Annotated in this window: 16 protein-coding genes; 9 read left to right on the top strand and 7 right to left on the bottom strand. The window is 66.3% G+C overall.

What is annotated here, in order from left to right; all coding sequences use genetic code 11:
• Positions 1-44 precede the first annotated feature (44 nt).
• From ASD71_RS00395 to ASD71_RS00380, 4 genes are all read left to right on the top strand, one after another.
• Positions 45-599, top strand: a complete 555-nt coding sequence (locus ASD71_RS00395; protein ID WP_235511988.1) for an RNA polymerase sigma factor — start codon at positions 45-47, stop codon at positions 597-599.
• Positions 586-1,587: a FecR family protein gene (locus ASD71_RS00390; protein ID WP_235511987.1), complete on the top strand. Its 1,002-nt coding sequence runs from the start codon at positions 586-588 to the stop codon at positions 1,585-1,587. Before ASD71_RS00395 ends, ASD71_RS00390 begins: the two co-directional genes overlap by 14 nt.
• Before the next feature lie 226 nt (positions 1,588-1,813).
• On the top strand, positions 1,814-4,183 hold the full coding sequence (locus ASD71_RS00385; protein WP_056558401.1) for a TonB-dependent siderophore receptor: 2,370 nt from the start codon (positions 1,814-1,816) through the stop codon (positions 4,181-4,183).
• Positions 4,184-4,309: 126 nt separating this feature from the next.
• Positions 4,310-4,711 carry a hypothetical protein gene (locus tag ASD71_RS00380; protein WP_056558398.1) on the top strand — a complete coding sequence of 134 codons (402 nt, stop codon included), beginning with the start codon at positions 4,310-4,312 and terminating at the stop codon, positions 4,709-4,711.
• Between the two features lie 73 nt (positions 4,712-4,784).
• Here ASD71_RS00380 and ASD71_RS00375 read toward each other — a convergent pair whose 3' ends face one another.
• From ASD71_RS00375 to ASD71_RS00365, 3 genes are all read right to left on the bottom strand, one after another.
• Positions 4,785-5,444, bottom strand: coding sequence for a hypothetical protein (locus ASD71_RS00375; RefSeq protein WP_056558395.1), 660 nt, complete (start codon positions 5,442-5,444; stop codon positions 4,785-4,787).
• Between the two features lie 52 nt (positions 5,445-5,496).
• A complete protein-coding gene (locus ASD71_RS00370; protein ID WP_056558392.1) occupies positions 5,497-5,895 on the bottom strand; it encodes a hypothetical protein in 399 nt (132 codons plus the stop codon).
• An 86-nt stretch (positions 5,896-5,981) separates the two neighbouring features.
• Positions 5,982-6,875, bottom strand: coding sequence for a LysR family transcriptional regulator (locus ASD71_RS00365; protein WP_056558389.1), 894 nt, complete (start codon positions 6,873-6,875; stop codon positions 5,982-5,984).
• 108 nt (positions 6,876-6,983) lie between these two features.
• Between ASD71_RS00365 and ASD71_RS00360 the strand changes: the two genes are divergently transcribed.
• Together ASD71_RS00360 and tam are read left to right on the top strand one after the other, a co-directional pair.
• On the top strand, positions 6,984-7,970 hold the full coding sequence (locus ASD71_RS00360) for a TerC family protein (protein WP_056566177.1): 987 nt from the start codon (positions 6,984-6,986) through the stop codon (positions 7,968-7,970).
• Positions 7,971-8,169: 199 nt separating this feature from the next.
• The gene (gene tam, locus ASD71_RS00355) at positions 8,170-8,943 is read left to right on the top strand and encodes a trans-aconitate 2-methyltransferase (protein WP_056558386.1); all 774 of its coding nucleotides are present in this window, start codon (positions 8,170-8,172) and stop codon (positions 8,941-8,943) included.
• Between the two features lie 20 nt (positions 8,944-8,963).
• Here the strand turns inward: tam and ASD71_RS00350 are convergent, their stop codons facing one another.
• The gene (locus ASD71_RS00350; protein ID WP_056558383.1) at positions 8,964-9,770 is read right to left on the bottom strand and encodes a helix-turn-helix domain-containing protein; all 807 of its coding nucleotides are present in this window, start codon (positions 9,768-9,770) and stop codon (positions 8,964-8,966) included.
• A 142-nt stretch (positions 9,771-9,912) separates the two neighbouring features.
• On the opposite strand from ASD71_RS00350, the gene ASD71_RS00345 reads away from it, so the two are divergent.
• Positions 9,913-11,205 carry an MFS transporter gene (locus ASD71_RS00345; protein ID WP_304438788.1) on the top strand — a complete coding sequence of 431 codons (1,293 nt, stop codon included), beginning with the start codon at positions 9,913-9,915 and terminating at the stop codon, positions 11,203-11,205.
• On the opposite strand, the gene ASD71_RS00340 is transcribed toward ASD71_RS00345, so the two are convergent.
• Together ASD71_RS00340 and ASD71_RS00335 are read right to left on the bottom strand one after the other, a co-directional pair.
• Positions 11,126-11,458: a protealysin inhibitor emfourin gene (locus tag ASD71_RS00340; RefSeq protein WP_056558376.1), complete on the bottom strand. Its 333-nt coding sequence runs from the start codon at positions 11,456-11,458 to the stop codon at positions 11,126-11,128. The two genes, ASD71_RS00345 and ASD71_RS00340, sit on opposite strands and share 80 nt — an antisense overlap.
• The gene (locus ASD71_RS00335; protein ID WP_056558373.1) at positions 11,455-12,519 is read right to left on the bottom strand and encodes a M4 family metallopeptidase; all 1,065 of its coding nucleotides are present in this window, start codon (positions 12,517-12,519) and stop codon (positions 11,455-11,457) included. Before ASD71_RS00335 ends, ASD71_RS00340 begins: the two co-directional genes overlap by 4 nt.
• Positions 12,520-12,713: 194 nt before the next feature.
• Here ASD71_RS00335 and ASD71_RS00330 point away from each other — a divergent pair, with 194 nt between their 5' ends.
• Together ASD71_RS00330 and ASD71_RS00325 are read left to right on the top strand one after the other, a co-directional pair.
• Positions 12,714-13,349: a DUF4375 domain-containing protein gene (locus ASD71_RS00330; protein ID WP_056566175.1), complete on the top strand. Its 636-nt coding sequence runs from the start codon at positions 12,714-12,716 to the stop codon at positions 13,347-13,349.
• Positions 13,350-13,593: 244 nt separating this feature from the next.
• Complete coding sequence (locus ASD71_RS00325) at positions 13,594-14,496, top strand: prohibitin family protein (RefSeq protein ID WP_056558371.1); 903 nt, start codon at positions 13,594-13,596, stop codon at positions 14,494-14,496.
• Here the strand turns inward: ASD71_RS00325 and ASD71_RS00320 are convergent.
• Entirely contained in the window at positions 14,489-16,594 is a 2,106-nt protein-coding gene (locus ASD71_RS00320) for a PTS sugar transporter subunit IIC/EAL domain-containing protein (RefSeq protein WP_056558368.1), read from the bottom strand. The two genes, ASD71_RS00325 and ASD71_RS00320, sit on opposite strands and share 8 nt — an antisense overlap.
• Positions 16,595-16,743: the final 149 nt, after the last annotated feature.

The raw sequence follows: 16,743 nt of genomic DNA, 5'->3' as shown, positions 1-16,743 counted from the left end.
TTACGGCAAAAGGCGTTGCTGCCGCATTTGTCGTAATGAGAATCATGATTGATAATGCGGCCCTTTCCGCCTGCAACTTCCCGCTGCTCTCCATGTCCCGTCCACCGCCCTCCGAAAAAGGCTGGCTCGCGCATTACCGCGAGCTGATCGGGACGTGGACCCGGCGCAGCACGAGCCGGCACGACGCGGAGGATGCCGCGCAGGATGTCGTGGCCAACATGCTGCGCAATGGCGAATCCGCGGTGCTGGACCCGAAGGCCTACCTGTATGGCGCCAGCCAGAACCGCCTGAACGGTGAGTTCCGCCGCCAGTCGCGGCGCGAGGTGCTGAGCCTGGACACGTTGACGGATGCCGAGCATCCCGTCGACGCGGATCCCGAATCCTCCATACGCGCGGCGCAGCTTGCCGATGCGCTAAAGTCGGCGCTGTCCGAGCTGCCCCTCAAATGCCAGCAGGTGTTCCTGTGGAACAAGCTCGAGGGCTACACCCAGGCCGAAATCGCCGACAAACTCGGGTTGACGCAAAGCTCGGTCGAAAAACACATGAAGCGCGCGCTGACCCATATCCATGACCGGTTGCAAGATCATGCCCCGCACTGATTCCCGCGTGAACGCCTCCCGCACGCCTGCGTCGCCGAGGGACCAGGCGGCGCACTGGTTCGCGCGCGAGCGACTGGGCGCGCTGGACGAGGCCGAACGGCGCGCGTTCCATGCGTGGCTGGGGGCGGACCCGGAGCACGCGCGCCAGTACCGCGCGATGCAGGCCTTGTGGCGTGTGGCGGATAGTCTGCCGCAAGACGAGATGCGCGAGATCCTGGCGCGATCCGGCGAGGGCCCCGCGCGGCCGGGCCGCCGCAGGTTCGCCGTGGGGCTGTCGGCTGCCTGTGCCTTGACGCTTGCCGCCGGTGTGATCGCCCCGCGGCTGTGGTCGCCGTCGCCCGGTTTCACGCAATCGCTGGCGACCGCCCGGGGCGAGCGCAAGCGCGTGGCCTTGCCCGATGGATCCCTGGTGGAGCTGAACACCGACACGCAGCTCCATGTCGCGCTGTATGCAGACCGGCGCGAGGTCGAACTGCTGGCGGGCGAGGCCTTGTTCACGGTTAGCCCCGATGCGGCGCGGCCCTTCACGGTGAACGCGGGCGCGGCGCAGGTGCGGGTGACGGGCACGCGTTTCAACGTCCGCCGCGAGGGCGATGCCGTGGCGCTGGCGGTGGACGAGGGCAGCGTGGCGTTTTCCGCAGGTTCATGGTGGAACAGGACCACGCGCCACCTGACGGCGGGCTTCGCCGCCCGCTACGCGCCCGGCGCGCCCCTGGACGCGCCGCATCAGGAAAACGTGGCTGCGATCACGGCCTGGCAGCGTGGCCGGCTGGTGTTCCGCGATACGCCGCTGGCGCAGGTGGTGGCCGAGTTGAACCGGTATCTGCGCATTCCGTTGCGGATCGACGACCGCAAGCTCGCGCAACTGCGCGTCGCCGGCACCCTGCCGATCGATGAGCCCGAATCGGTGCTGGACGTGCTGCCTCACATCGCCCCGGTGATCGTGTTGTATCCCGCCGGAGGCGGTGCGGTGCTGGCGCCGCGCTAGGGCTGGTCCCGGCCAAGTCCGCGCGGAAAGCCGCCAGGCGACCGCCGCCAGCCTGAATCATTTTGTTTCAAATATTCTATCGAGAATCATTCCGGTTTTTTCCGGCCTGCGGCGTCTATCCGATGAAAGGGGCCGTACGCGCGAAGCCGATCGACCCTGGAAGCAACCTTTGGCCAAGGGTGTCGGGCGCTCAATGCGCGGGCAGTTGTACCGGAATTTTCTACTGATGATGGACAAGCAAGTTAAGCAGCGTGCATCGGCGCGCAAGGCCGCCAAACGCGGTGCGCATGGCGCCTGCGGCGCGCTGGCGATTTCCCTGGCGTTGGCGTGGGGCGCCATGCCCAACGATGCGGTGGCGCAGACCGCACCGGTGCAGATCAGCATCACGGCGCAGCCGCTGGGCGATGCGCTGCTCCAGTTGGGCGAGCAGGCGTCGCTGGTGATCTTCTATCTGCCCGAAACCGTGCGCGGCCGCACCGCGCCTGCGGTATCGGGACAGCTGACGCCGGACGAGGCGCTGCGCCGGTTGCTGGCGGGCACCGGCATCGCGTTCCAGCGTGATGGGCGCAATGTGTCGCTGACCGCGCCGTCCGGCGGCTCCGCCCAGCTCGAGCCGGTGACGGTGCACGGCGTGGCGGTGGGAACGGCGGACAGCTACGTGGCGCTGTCCAGCCAGAGCGGCAAGCTGGACGTGCCGCTGATCGAGACGCCGCGTTCGGTGTCGATCGTGACGCAGGAGCAGTTGAAGGTGCAGGCGCCGCGCAACCTGGAAAGCGCGCTGGCCTACACGCCCGGCGTGCAGACGGAGGTGTCGGGGTCGAGCGACGCACGGATGACGGGCGCCGTCATTCGCGGGTTCAGCGACGGCAGCGCCTATTTCAAGGATGGCCTGAAGCAACTGTCGACCGGTACGTATGCGTCCTGGAACGACAACATCGAAGAGCTCGACAGCATCGAAGTGCTGAAGGGACCCGCGTCGGTGCTGTTCGGCCAGGGGCGGCCGGGCGGTGTCATCAACGTGGTCTCCAAACGGCCCTCCGCGGATCACGTCAACAGCGTCGGCGCCAGCTACGGCACGTACAACCGGCGCCAGCTCACGGCGGACCTGGGTGGCGCTTTCGACGCCGAAGGTAAGGTGCTGTATCGCCTGAACGTGCTGGGCCGCGACAGCGACGGCCGCACGGACGGTTCGCGCGACGACCGGATCTCGGTGGCGCCGTCGATCCTGTGGAACATCACGAACCAGACCCGGGTGACCGTGCTGGGCACGTATTCCAAGGAGCGCGCGACGCCCAAGAGCTGGTGGCCCAATCTGTATACCTATCCCGAGATCGGTGACCTGCCGCTCAGCCGCACCGCCGGTGACCCGGATTTCGACCGCTTCGACCGCGACACGAAGTCCATCGGCTACGCCTTTGAGCACGACACGGACAACGGTTGGCGTCTGCGCCAGAACCTGCGCTATTCCGAGATCGACATCGACTACCGGCACATCTACGCGATGGACCTGCTGGACGACCGCCGCACGGTCACGCGCGGCAGCCTGGCCCAACGCACCAACGGCAAGACGTTCGCCGTGGACAGCCGCGCGTCGCGCGACTTCAAGTGGGGCGACCTGCAGCACACCTTTGCGCTGGGCGTGGACTACCTGCGCTACAAGGAGAACGACGCACTGGGCTTTGGCTGGGATGTGCCCAACCTCGACATCTACGCGCCGGTCTACGGTCAGAACATCGAGTATCCCGAGCTGGATCCGTCCCGCACGGATCTGAAGCAGACGGGCATCTACACGCTGAACCAGCTCAAGTGGAACAACTGGGTCGGCAACGTGAGCCTGCGGCGCGACTTCGTGCGCACCAACCAGACCAGCACCACGCAACCGCGCATCAGCGACTCGGCCACCACCGGCAGCGTGGGCCTGCTCTATCTGTTTGACAACGGCGTGGCGCCGTACGTCAGCTATTCGACGGCATTCGATCCGATCACGGGCAAGCAGTTCGACGGCACGGCGTTCAAGCCGCGCGAGGGCAAGCAGTACGAAGTCGGCTTGAAATACCAGCCGCCCGGCACCGATGCGCTCTTTACCGCGGCGGTCTTCGACATCCGCCAGACCAACGTGACGACGCAGGACCCGGACCATCCGCGCTTCAGCGTCCAGACGGGCGAGGTGCGTTCCACCGGCGTCGAACTGGAGGCCAAGTTTCCGCTATCGCGTGAACTCAGCGTGATGGCCGGCTACACCTACATCGACCCGCGCACGACCAAGAGCAACCGCCTGCAGGACGTGGGCCGCCAGCTCACGCAGACCGCGCGGCAGACGGCAAGCCTGTGGCTGGACTACCGGCCGCAGCAGGTGCAGGGCCTGATGCTGGGCGGCGGCTTGCGCTATCGGGGCAAGGCGCCGCTGAACACCGCGGCCGATGGCACCACACAATACAACCCGGCCTTCACGCTGGCCGACGTGGCAATCGCCTACGAGACGCCGCGCTACCGCATCGCGCTGAACGTCAACAACGTGTTCGACAAGCGCTACTACACCTACACGTTCCGCGGCATGGAGCGCGAGGCGATGCTGAGCCTGAATTATTACTGGTAGCGGGAGAGGGACGGGCCGGCCCGCGCTTGCGGGTAAACGAGCAGTGCGCGCCCGCGGGCGGTCGTTCATCCTGGTTAGAATCCGGAAGATACCGTCCCGCGCCGTTTTGGCTGGCGCACCGTCCCCATGAACCTGCCGTTTCCCATCCGCCAAGAATGTCCTCCCGGCGCCTGTGTGTGCGACCGGGAGCAGTTGCTGGCCAATCCGGCGTCGGACCTGCGCGTTCTGCGGCTGACGCGCGAGGAAGAAAAGCGCCTGGTGGCGCGGCTGGAAAACATCACCAGCCTGGACGACCTGCGGGCGATGCAGGGGCGCATTCAGGCGCAGCTTGGCATCGTGATCCTCATCACGCCCAGCGAAAACGAGGTGCGGACCTCGCGCGGCATTTCGATCCAGCTTGAAGAACTTCCGGGCTTGTGCCGCAAGACGCGGGCGTCGCTGCCCGCCGCCATCCGTCGCGGTTTCGACAACCGGCCCGAGATTGTGTACGCATTGCTGAACGAGCGCGACCTGCTGAGCGGTACGTAAGGGGAAATCGAGGCGGATTTTGGACGGCGATCGCGCGGCACCAGAGCGGTTCCGCGTCGGTAAATGAACGCGATCAGTGTTTGCGGGGCGTCGCGCAGGAATGCAATGGCACCACATCTGCCGGCGTGCGCCCGGCATCGGGCCGCGTGACGTCACGCTTCTTGCCGGTGCGCGCGGGATAGATGAGGAGCACGGCGCTGCCGGGTTCCAGCTTGGGACTCTGCGCCGTGCCATAGGCCACGGTCCAGCCGCGCAGGGCCAGCGGCGCCAGCGTGTATTGCAACGCCGAGCCGGGCGCCACGTGGGCGACCTTGCCGGCGTAGAGCTCCTGCTGCGGCGTGTCGACGCCGTTGACTGTCTGGTAGGTGGCGATGCTGACCAGGGCCGCCGATTCGCCGTGACGCGCCAGGACGGCGGTCTTGTACTTGCCTGGCGGCACGTCCTGCAGGTTGACGGTGACGGTGTCGCCGCCCTGGCCCGCGGCGTTCAGATGCACGCCCACGACGTCCGCGTGGGATAGCGCCTTGTCGCTGGTGTTTCGCACCCGCACGCTGTATTGCCCCGAGGTCCCCGTCACCGTGCACACTTCGATGCCGTGGGGGGACGCGGTTTGCGTTGATGTGGCCTGCGTTGATGGGGTTTGCGAAGGCGCCGCCTGCCCGGACGTCGCGGCGGCGCTGGCCAGCAGCGCCGCAAACGGCAGGATCAGACGGCGGGTAGATCGAGAGGGCACGGCACGCTCCGGTTGAGGGCAGCGTGCCGGGCGGCGCGTCGCCTGCCCCTTTTTACACCACTTGACGGCCCGGGGCCGCCTGCTGCTCGCGCTTGCCCGCCAGCCAGTGCAGGATCAGCGCAAGCACCAGCAGGCCCGCCATGATGAAGCCCCAGCAGATCCAGCCCAGCACGGTGATCAGCGAACCCAGGCTGCCGGCAAAGGGCAGGACCTGGTTCAGGCCTTGCGCGGCCCAGACCAGGCCCCCTTGCAGCGATTGCAGCCATGCCGGGTCAACCCACGGCGCCGCCCAGGCCGGCGCCACCCATTGCGAGGTGTCGATGGCGGTGCCGGGCACCTGCGCCGTGGCGATGGTGACCAGCACCCAGTCGGTCAGTTGCAGGGTCAGCGCCACCAGCCCGGTCCAGAGCGCCGCAAGAACGGCAAAAACGAGCCAGATGATTTTCTTCATTTGATTAGGTACTCCGATGACTCAAAAAGAACGGCCACGATACCGGGGATTCTATTTCTGAAAAACCAGAGTGGATGTGACAAACATTAAGATAAAACCGAAGTTTTCGCCTGTGCGAGGATCTGCCGGACCAGGGGGTGATGCTGGCCGCGGCGGTTGCGGATGGCATGGATTTCCTCGTGCACGTCGTCGCAGCGCGCCAGCGGACGCAGGCCGCGCAGCAGGGCGACATCGTCCCCGCCCAGCCGGCTGAGGGGAAACACGCCCAGGCCCCGCGCCGCAAACACCGACATGAGCGCGCTGTCCTCGAACTCGCCGACCACGTTCGGATAGACGACCTGTTCGGCGAACCAGCGGTCCAGCGTCTGGCGCAGCACCGAGTGGCCGGTGGGCAGCAGCACCGGCAGGCGCGCCAGACAGCCCGGAAAGTCCAGCGTGTCCGATTTGCGCACCAGCTTGGCCGGGCCGTACCAGTCCACCGGCGACGACACCAGACGGTCGCTGGTAAGCCGCAGGTTGGGGTTGGCGGGGGCGCCCTGGCCGGCCAGCACGAGATCAAGGTGATGCCGCGCCAACTCGCCCAGCAGCTCCTCGACTTCACCTTCATGACAGGTCAAATGCAGATCGGGCGTGTGCAGCACGGGCCCCAGCAAAGCGTGTGCCGCCAGCTTGGAGATGCCGTCCGACAGGCCCACGGACAGGCGCACGACGGGCTTGGTGGCGGCGGCGCGCACTTCCTGTGGCAAAACCTGCCCGATCTGGAAGATTTCTTCGGCGCGGGCGAAAGCCGCTTCGCCGGCATCGGTCAGCGTCACGCCGCGGCCGGCCGGCTTGAGCAGCTGATGTCCCAGGTTCTTTTCCAGTTCGCGGACCTGCGCGCTGATGGTCTGGATGGCCATGTCCAGGCGCTCGGCGGCGCGGGAAAACCCGCCCTCTTTGGCGACCATCCAGAAGTAGTACAGGTGGCGGTAGTTCAGCATGGGTGTCGGCTCACTTCGGTTTTTTCGAACCTTAACTCACTTTCAGGCTGATTTCTCCATTTGCGCCGGATCCGGATCATGGGCACCTTCGAATCTAGCGGGGCAATCATGGACACTTTGATCACCTTCTTCAATGCCGATTTCCTCGGCACGCCAACCTGGAGCTGGCTGCTCTTCATCAGCATCGTCGTCAGCCTGCTGGCCTTTGACCTGGGTGTGCTGCACAAGGAAGACCGCGAGATCGGCGTGCGTGAAAGCCTGCTGCTTTCCGCCGGCTACATTTCCGCCGCCGTGTTGTTCGGTGGCTGGGTCTGGTGGAACATGGGCGCCGAGAGCGGCATGGCCTATTACACGGGCTTCATGATCGAGAAATCGCTGTCCATGGACAACGTGTTCGTGATCGCGCTGATCTTCAGCTTCTTTGCGATTCCGCGCCAGTACCAGCACCGTGTGCTGTTCTGGGGCATCCTGGGCGTGATCGTGCTGCGCGCCACGATGATCGGCCTGGGCGCCGCGCTGGTCAGCAATTTCGGCTGGCTGCTGTATCTGTTCGGCTTGTTCCTGGTGTTCACGGGCGTCAAGATGTGGATGATTGCGGACCAGACGCCTGACATCGCGACCAACCCGATCCTGAAGTTCCTGAAGCGTCACATGCGTGTCACGGACGGCTTGCGCGGCAACGCGTTCATGGTGACCGAGACCGATCCGGCGACGTCCAAGAAGGTGCGTTATGCGACGCCGCTGCTGCTGGCCCTGGTGCTGATCGAGTTCGTCGACCTGGTGTTTGCCGTGGACTCGGTGCCGGCAATCTTCGCCATCACGACCGACCCGTTCATCGTGTACACGAGCAACATCTTTGCGATCCTGGGCCTGCGTGCGTTGTACTTTGCCCTGGCGGCGATGATCCACCGCTTCCATTACCTGAAGTACGCCCTGGCTCTGGTCCTGGTGTTCATCGGCACGAAGATCTTCCTGGTCGGCTTCATCGGCAAGGTGCCTCCCGCGATCTCGCTGGGCGTGACCTTCAGCCTGATCCTTGGCGGCGTGCTGTTCTCGCTGTGGAAGACCCGCACGGATGAGCTGAAGCCTCAGTAATCAGGCTTCCCGCCCTGCAAACCCGCCCGCCGGCAAATCCGGCGGGCGGGTTTTTCTTTGTGGGGCGCCATATGCGCGGGATATGGCAGATTGCGGCTTTGTGGATTTGTCAGAGGAGAGGGCCAGGCGTACAGTCGGCGGCTAATGAGTGGCCAGTCAGCGCCACTCAGCGCCAGTCAGTCGAAACCAAGGAACGATCATGAACACCTGGTCCGCCAAGCAGTATTCCGCTTTTGAAAACGAACGCACGCGTCCGGTGCGGGACCTGGTGGCGGCGCTGCCCAACCTGGTGGTCAAGCACGCCGTGGACCTGGGTTGCGGGCCGGGCAATTCCACCGAAGTGCTGGCCAGCCGCTATCCGGATGCGGAGATTTCAGGCATGGACAGTTCGCAGGACATGATCGACGCCGCTCGCAAGCGCATGCCGTCGCTGTCGTTCGAACTGGCCGACATCGCCAGCTGGAATCCGCCGCAGGCCTTCGACGTGATCCTGGCCAATGCCGCGCTGCAGTGGGTGCCCGACCACGCCACGCTGTACCCGGCGCTGGTGGCCAAGCTGGCGCCCGGCGGCAGCTTGGCGGTGCAGACGCCGGACAACCTGGAAGAGCCCGCGCACCGTCTTGCCCGGCAGGTGGCCGGCGAGGCGCCCTGGGCTGCCAAGACCGGCGGCGTGAAGCATCCGCCGCGGCACAGCGCGGCGTGGTACTACGAATTGCTCAAGCCGCATTGCGGCACGCTGGATGTGTGGCGCACGACCTATCACCATCCGCTGGCAGGCGCCGCGGCAGTGGTGGAATGGTTCAAGGGCACGGCGCTGCGGCCGTATCTGGACAAGCTTGACGCCGATGAGCAGGCGGGCTTTCTGGCGCGCTATCAGTCGCTGATCGAAGCGGCCTATCCCGCGCTGGCGGACGGCACGGTGCTGCTGCCGTTTCCGCGGCTTTTCATCGTGGCGAGCGCCAAACAGGCGTAGTGGCGCAACGCCTGGCCCCCTTACTGCACGCCCGCCTGCCCGTCGGTCTTGTCCGCAAAGTAACGCGCGGGCGTCTTGCCCAGCGTTTTCTTGAACATGGTGATGAAGGCGCTGACCGACTCATAGCCCAGGTCCTCCGCCGTGCGTTGCACCGACACGCCCGCCGACAGCCGCTGCAGCGCCAGGATGATGTGCAACTGCTGGCGCCAGCGGCCGAAGCTCATGCCGACCTCCTGCTGCACCAGCCGCGCCAGCGTGCGTTCGCTCATGGCGACGCGCTTGCCCCACTGCGCGACGGTGCTGCGGTCGGCGGGATCCGCGTTCAGCGCGCCGGCGATTTCGCGCAGGCGCGGATGGTCGGAGATCGGCAGGTGCAGCTGCTCGGCGGGCATGTGCGACAACTGGTCCAGCAGCACGTCGGCCAGCTTGCGGTTGGCGCCTGCCGCGGCCTCGTCGGGCGTCAGGTGGGCCAGGTGCACGACCAGCTCACGCACCAGCGGGGTGATCGACAGCGTGCAGCAAGCCGTGGGCAGGCGCGGTGCGTCGGCCGGCACGAACAGGAAGCACACGCGGCCATTGGCGGTGACGCGATTGCTGTGCGGCACGCCGCCGGGAATCCAGACGGCGCACTGCGGCGGCACCATCCACAGGCCCTGCGCCACCGAGCATGTGACCCCGCCGCGCAGCGCCAGGACGAGCTGGCCCATTTGATGCTGATGCGTGGGCGATTCGTTGTCCCGCTCGGCCGCGTGCACGGGCATGGCGAATGCCCATTGCGTGGGGCTATCGGGATCAAAAGGGGCGGGGGGCGTGTCGGGCGTGCGCATGGGCGTCGGCCGGGGAGCAGGGCATAGTTGGCCGGATTGCGAGAGAGTTTGTCATTATCTCGAAATTCGGTAAAGCGGCCGATGCGTAAGCTGGCGGGATCGAATAGGGCCTCCATGCCTGAAGAATTTCCACGCTGACCCCATGCAAGCCTCCCGCCACCCGATGCCAAGCCACCCCACATTCAGCCACCCCACAGCCAGCCGCCCCGCGCTGCTGATCCTTGGCATCCTCTGCATCGCGATGGCCCTGCGCGCGCCGTTCACCGGCGTGCCGCCGCTCATCGGCCTCATCCGCGCCGAGCTGGGTCTGTCGTCGGCGGCTGCGGGAATGCTCATCACGTTGCCGCTGCTGGCCTTTGCCGTGGTGTCGCTGTTTGCCGCCGGACTGGCCCGCAGGTTCGGGCTGGAACGCACGCTGTTTGCGGCGCTGCTGCTGATTGCCGGCGGGATCGGGATCCGCGTGCTGGGCGGCGCCGTGGGCTTGTACGCGGGCACGGCCATCATCGGCGCGGGCATTGCGCTGGGCAACGTGCTGCTGCCCAGCCTGCTCAAGCGCGATTTTCCGCAACGCCTGGCGGGCTTGACGTCGGCTTATGTGCTGACGATGGGCCTGGCAGCCGGGCTGGCGTCGGCCATTGCAATTCCGCTGGCCGACCTGCCGTTGGCCGGCTTTCAACTGGGCGGATGGCGGTTTTCGACGCTGTGCATGCTGGCCTTGCCGCTGCTCGGCCTCTTGCTGTGGCTGCCGCAGCTTGGCAACCATACGCCGCCCGCCGCCACCACCGCGCATGCGCCGCACGGCGTGCGTCTGTGGCGCTCGCCGCTGGCCTGGCAGGTCACGGCGTACCTGGGCATCAATTCGTTCGTGTTCTATGTGGCGGTGAGCTGGCTGCCCGCCATCCTGCAAGACGCGGGTTTCTCGGCCGAGCGCGCGGGATCGCTGCACGGCTTCATGCAATTGGCGTCCGCGGCGCCCGCGCTGTTTCTGGCGCCGTTGCTGCGCCGGTTGAAGGACCAGCGCGCGGCGGCGTTCTGCGCGGCGGGCGCGTCGTTCGTGGCGTTCATGGGGCTGATCGCCGCGCCCGCATGGGGCGTGGTGTGGATCGCGTTCCTGGGGTTGGGCACCGGCGCGGGCATCATCCTGGGCCTGGCGTTTGTCGGACTGCGCGCCAGCCACGCGCAACAGGCGGCGGCCCTGTCGGGCATGGCGCAGTGTGTGGGGTATCTGTTCGCTGCGACGGGCCCCACGCTGGTGGGCAGCGTGCATGACGCGCTGGGCGGCTGGGGCGTCGCGCTGGGCGTGTGCGCCGCGTTGTGCGCGCTGATGGCGCTGGCCGGGCTGTACGCCGGGCGCGCTATTCAGATTGGCCGGCCTGGCGCTTCCACAGCTGCACCAGCGTCTGCGGCGCATCCGCTTCGGGCACGTCAAAAGTGATCCGCGGCGCGTGCGCGCCTGCGAACTCCACTTCAACGTGGAAATAGCGCTGGTCGCCGCGCGCATCCGGCCCGCAGGACACGGCCTTGGGCGCGGCATGCAGCAGCGCTTCGCACACTTCCTGCCGCACGCCCGGCGGGCAGGCGGTCATGTCGATGTGGCGCGGCTGCGCCAGGCCGGGTAGATACGCCAGGCCGCCCTCGCGGGTCAGGCGCACCAGTTGGGCGAGATCGAGCGAGGGCAGTTCAATCATGGCAGCACTCCCACGGCCTTCCAGGCCTCTTCGATGGCGCGCCGCACGGCCGCCTCGTGCTTCTCGCCCGCGATCTCAATCGTCAGGCCCGCAAAATCCTTGAACCCGGCGTCGTGACGCAGACGCTTGTCGCACAGTGTGTCGTACCAGACCTGGCCGGCGCCGTTCCATGCATTGCCGTCCAGCGCCGTGGCGGCCAGATGGAACGCGCGGTTGGGAATGCCTGAGTTGATGTGCACGCCGCCGTTGTCGCGCGGCGTATCGACGTAATCGCGCATGTGCGCGGGCTGCGGGTCCTTGCCCAGTACTGGATCGTCGTACGCGGTGCCCGGCGCGGCCATGGAGCGCAGCGCGCGCGCCCGCACCTTTTCCGTGAAGAGGCCCTGGCCCACCAGCCAGTCCGCCTGCCGGGCGGTCTGCCCCAGCGAATACTGCTTGACCAGCGCGCCGAACACGTCGCACAGCGATTCGTTCAGCGCGCCCGATTGGCCCTGATAGAGCAGGGCCGCTTCGGTGTCGATCACGCCGTGCGTGAGCTCATGGCCGATGATGTCGACAGCGACCGTGAAGCGGTTGAAGATTTCGCCGTCGCCATCGCCAAACACCATCTGCGCGCCGTTCCAGAAGGCGTTTTCGTAGTCCTCGCCGTAGTGCACCGTGCCGATCAGCGGCAGGCCGTGCGCGTCGATGGAGTGGCGCTTGTAGACGTTCCAGAAAAGCTTGTAGGTCGAACCCAGGTGCGCGTAGGCCTCGTCGACCGCGGCATCGCCGCTGGGCCGCGCGCCTTCGGCCCGCACCAGTTTGCCGGGCAGCGACGTGCTGTTGCCCGCGTCATGCACGGCGCGGTCGGGCGTGCCGGCCGGCGCCATCTGGCGCGTCGGCGCGAGCGTTGCGCGCGGCGGCTGCTCGGCCATCTCGCGCAGGCTGCGTTGCTGCTGATCGATGATCATCGTTTTGACGGCGGGCATGCTGACGCGCGCATCGGTGTGCTGCGCAAGCCGGTCCAGCATGTACGGCGGGACCACTCCGATCAATGGAGCGGACTCGGAAGGGCGGGGCATGGTCGGTCTCCGGCAAGGGCGCCGGAGGGGACCCCGGCGCGTGCCTGGTTAACGTAGCAGATGGGTGGACGGCGTGCGGTAACAGGATGCGCCGCGCAGGATGCGGCGCAATGCGCTGCGACGACGGGCGCGGCTCGACAGCGCCGCGCCGATCCGGTAGCGTCTTGCGCTTTCCCGTTTTGCCGGACCGCTGCATGCCTACTCCCGATTACCGCATCACTTCCCTGTCGTTGACCGATACGCACGTGCTGTTGACGCTTGCCGACGGCCGCGAGGTCAAGGAGCCAATCCGGCGGCACATCCGCCTGCACGAGGCGGCACCCGAGGCGCGCGCGCAATGGCAGCTCGTGGACGATGGGCATGGCGTCGTGTGGCCCGCGCTGGCCGCACCCGTGCCGGAAGGCATGCTGAACGTGCACGATCTGCTGTGGGATCTGCGCTACGAGCAAGCCATGGCGACGCTCCAAGCTGCGGAATGGAAGCTCGACCGGCTGTCGGAAACCGACCAGGAACTGGTGGCCTTGTGGCGCATGGAGGCCGACATCAATAATGGCGGCTTCATGCAGTTTCTGTGCAATTGGGGCGACCAGACCTGCCAGTTGGCGTTGCAGGCGCTGCGCAAGATCGGCGCCGTGCACATGCTGGATGTGCTGTCGCGCATGCGCGGACTGATCGACCGTTTCGAGGCCTCGCCCGAGGTGGTCCAGCTCAACGACATCTACGGCGCGATGACCGAGGAAGAGCAGGAACAGATGGAGGCGCTGGACCACGCATTCTGGGAATATCCGGACTCGCTGTCGCGGCTGGGATTGCGGTGGTACGGCGCGTAAGTCCGTCTCGATCTCCGCCACAGAAACTTTCAGAAACGTATCGCCACATTACGTCGATACACGCCTGCGGCGGCGCGCCTGCTGCGGGATAGAATCCCGTCCTTCTTTCCCGGGGGGGACGCTCGATGCGGTATTTCCTGATCTTGGTGGGGGCGGCGGTGATCGCCTATCTGCTCGCGCGCGGCATCGCTGCGGTGCTCTCGGACCGTAAACGCAAAAGAACAGACAGGGATTGGAAGTGAAGATGAAGCCGACAGATATCCAGATGGTCAAGACGATCGGCGCGGTCAAGCCGCGCAACCTGAAATTCGCCGTTGGCACCGCACTCATCTTCCTGCTGATCCTGTTCATCGCCTTCGGATCGTGGTTTCAGGTGGATCAAGGCGAACGCGGCGTGGTGCTGCGCAACGGCAAGCTCGTGCGCGTGGCTGAACCCGGCCTGGATTTCAAGACGCCCTTCATCGACAACGTGATGACGGTGTCCGTGCGCGACCACACCTTCGTGTTCGAAAAGCTTGAGGCCTACAGCTACGACCAGCAGCCCGCGACGCTGCGCGTGTCGGTCACGTACCGCGTGCCGTCCGAGCACGTGGCCGAGCTCTATTCCGAGTACGGCACCATCGCCAACTTGCAAATGCGTGTGCTGGAACGCAAGACGCCGGACGCGGTGAAGAACGTGTTTGGCCAGTACACGGCCGTGCGCGCCATTCAGGAACGCCAGAAGCTGGGCCTGGACGTGAACAACGCCGTGCTCAAGACGATGGAAGGCGCGCCGGTGCAGGTGGTGGGTGTGCAGATCGAAGAGGTGGGTTTTTCGCAGGCTTACGAGCATTCGATCGAACAGCGCATGCTGGCGCAGGTGCAGATCGAGACGACGCGTCAGCAAAAGGAAACGGCGATGATCACCGCTGAGATCCAGGTGGTCAAGGCCAAGGCCGAAGCCGATGCGCGCCGTCAGCAGTTCACCGCGGAAGCCGATGGCATCCGCATGCGCGGCGAGGCGGAAGCGGCGTCGATCCGCGCCAAGGCCGAGGCGCTGGCCGCCAACACCAATCTGGTCAGCCTGAACGCTGTGGAAAAGTGGGATGGCGTGCTGCCGTCCACCCAAGTGCCGGGTGCCGCGCTGCCGTTCATCGGCATCAAATAGCGGCCGCGCTGGCAGGATGCGCCGGCAGGGCGGAGAGCTCCCGCCGCCGGCGCGCGAAGTCCACGATGTGTTCTCCGGACACCGCCTTGCTGTAATACCAGCCCTGCACGACGATCTCCGCGCTGGACGCCAGCGCGGACAACTGCCCCTCGGTTTCCACGCCCTCGACGATGATCTGCAGGTTCAGCGCCTCGCAGAATCGCAGCAGGCCGCTCATCACCAGCGCGCCGCGGTCGTGGCTCTGCGCCATCACGAAGCTGCGGTCGATCTTGACGGCGTCGATCTGGAACTGGTGCAGATAGCTCAGCGCCGAATACCCCGTGCCGAAATCGTCGATATAGATGCGCGCGCCGATGCCATGCAGGCGGTCAAACGCCGTGTGCAATGCGTCGGCGTCCTCGACCAGCGCGTCTTCCGTGAGCTCGACCGAGACCTGGCCCTGCGCCTGCGCCAGCACCTTGATCAACCGGTCCAGAAAGGCCGGCGACGTCAATGTGCCGCTCGTGATGTTGATGGTCATCGGCATCGTAAAGCCTTGCGCGTGCCACGCCAGGCATTGCAGCACGGCCTGCCGCGCCACCCAGAGATCGACTTCACGCATCAGGTCTGCCCGCGCCAGCCAGCGCAAGAATTCCAGCGGCGCCTGCTGCGTGCCTTCAGGGCCGGTGGCGCGCAGCAGGGCCTCGCAGCCGGTGCATAGGCCCGTGCGCAGCGAGACCTGCGGCTGGAACTCCAGGTAGAAATCGTATTCGCTGATGGCGCGGATGCGCGCGACCTCGGCCTGGCGGCGCGCCCGCGTGGCGTAGGTGGACGCGACGGGGTCATGCGCATACAGCAGGGATTCTTCCTGCAACTGCGGAAAGGTGGTGTCCAGCGACTTGAAGTACACCGTGGCGTCGGCCTGGCGCTGGCGCTCCAGCGCGATCAGGAAGGGCACATAGATGCAGGCGCCCAGCGCGACCAGCGCGCACTGCAGCACGATCCCCGCCAGGTGCTCGCCGGCGCCCAGGTACGCGTTGAACAGCACGGGCGACGTCAAGGGCAGCGCCACGGTGGCGGGGGTCAGCCAGTCAAGCTGCACCACGGCCAGCGCAATCAGCACGTTGACCACGGGCGTCAGCACGAAGGGCAGCAACAGGCGGGGATTCAGGATGAGCGGCAGGCCGAACAGCAGGATCTCGTTGACGTTCAGCAGCGACACCGGAATGCTGGCCAGGGCCAGCACCCGCAGCGAATCGCTGCGCGAAAACAGCAGGATGGCCACCACCAGCGACAATGTCGCGCCCGAACCGCCAATGAAGACGAAGGCGCCCAGCAGCGTGCCGTTCAGCGCGTAGACGCCTTCGTAGCCCGCGGCCACGCTCGTGGCGTTGAGCCGGGTCGCCTGGTCCATCACGTCCATGATGGGCGCCATGGCCTGCGCGCCGTGTATGCCGAAGAACCAGAACAGGGAATTGAGCGCGGCCACCAGCGCGCCGGACGTGTAGGGGCTGTCCAGCGACGCGAGGCTCAGCGGAATGTCGACCTGCGCCACCGCGGGGATGCGCAACGCGGCCGACAGCGCCGCCATCACCAGGCCGGCCGTCAGCAAGCCCGGCACGATCATGTTCAGCGAGTCGCGGACGTTTTCGCCGATCAGTCCGTCAGGCGCCAGTTGCGTCCAGCGGCGCCGGTGCAGCCAGGCCATCGTCGGCACGGCCGCGATCGGCGCGGCGATCGCGATGAACAAGGTAAGCGTGGAGGCCGCGCGGGGGTAGGGCGCCAGCAGGGTTTCGGCGATGACGACAAAGCACAGGCACAGCAGCGCGGTGGGCAGGTGCGGAAGCCGGTGGCGGATCGACAACATGTAGCCGATGGCCGTGCCGGTCAGCAGCGGCATGACGCCCGACAGTGCGCGGTGCAGACCGGCCAGCAGGTCGGCGATGCCGTCGGGCAGGCCGAGCAGCCGCGCGCAGACCGACAGCACCAGGAACAAGGCGGAGACCAGCAGGCATGGCATGGCCCACAGCAGGCCTTCGCGGATGGCGCGCAGGGAATTGGCGCTTGCCAGGGCGGCCAGCCGATCTCTTGGGTACTGCGGAAAGATCGATTTCGGCATGGCCGTCGTGTGACGCAAGGGGCCCGGGCGATTCGTGTCTGTCCGGGGGTAAAAATCCGTTGCCGCATGCTAGCGCCTGTGTTTGGGCTTTAGCAATGCAAAAACGTGTTGGCTGCCTAGGGATTCCCCTCTGTCAAGAATAGGAAACT

Origin of the sequence: Achromobacter sp. Root565 (genome assembly GCF_001427425.1) — a bacterium.
In the GTDB taxonomy this organism is placed as follows: Bacteria; Pseudomonadota; Gammaproteobacteria; order Burkholderiales; family Burkholderiaceae_B; genus Achromobacter; species Achromobacter spanius_D.
This window is presented reverse-complemented; position numbering and strand designations above follow the sequence as displayed.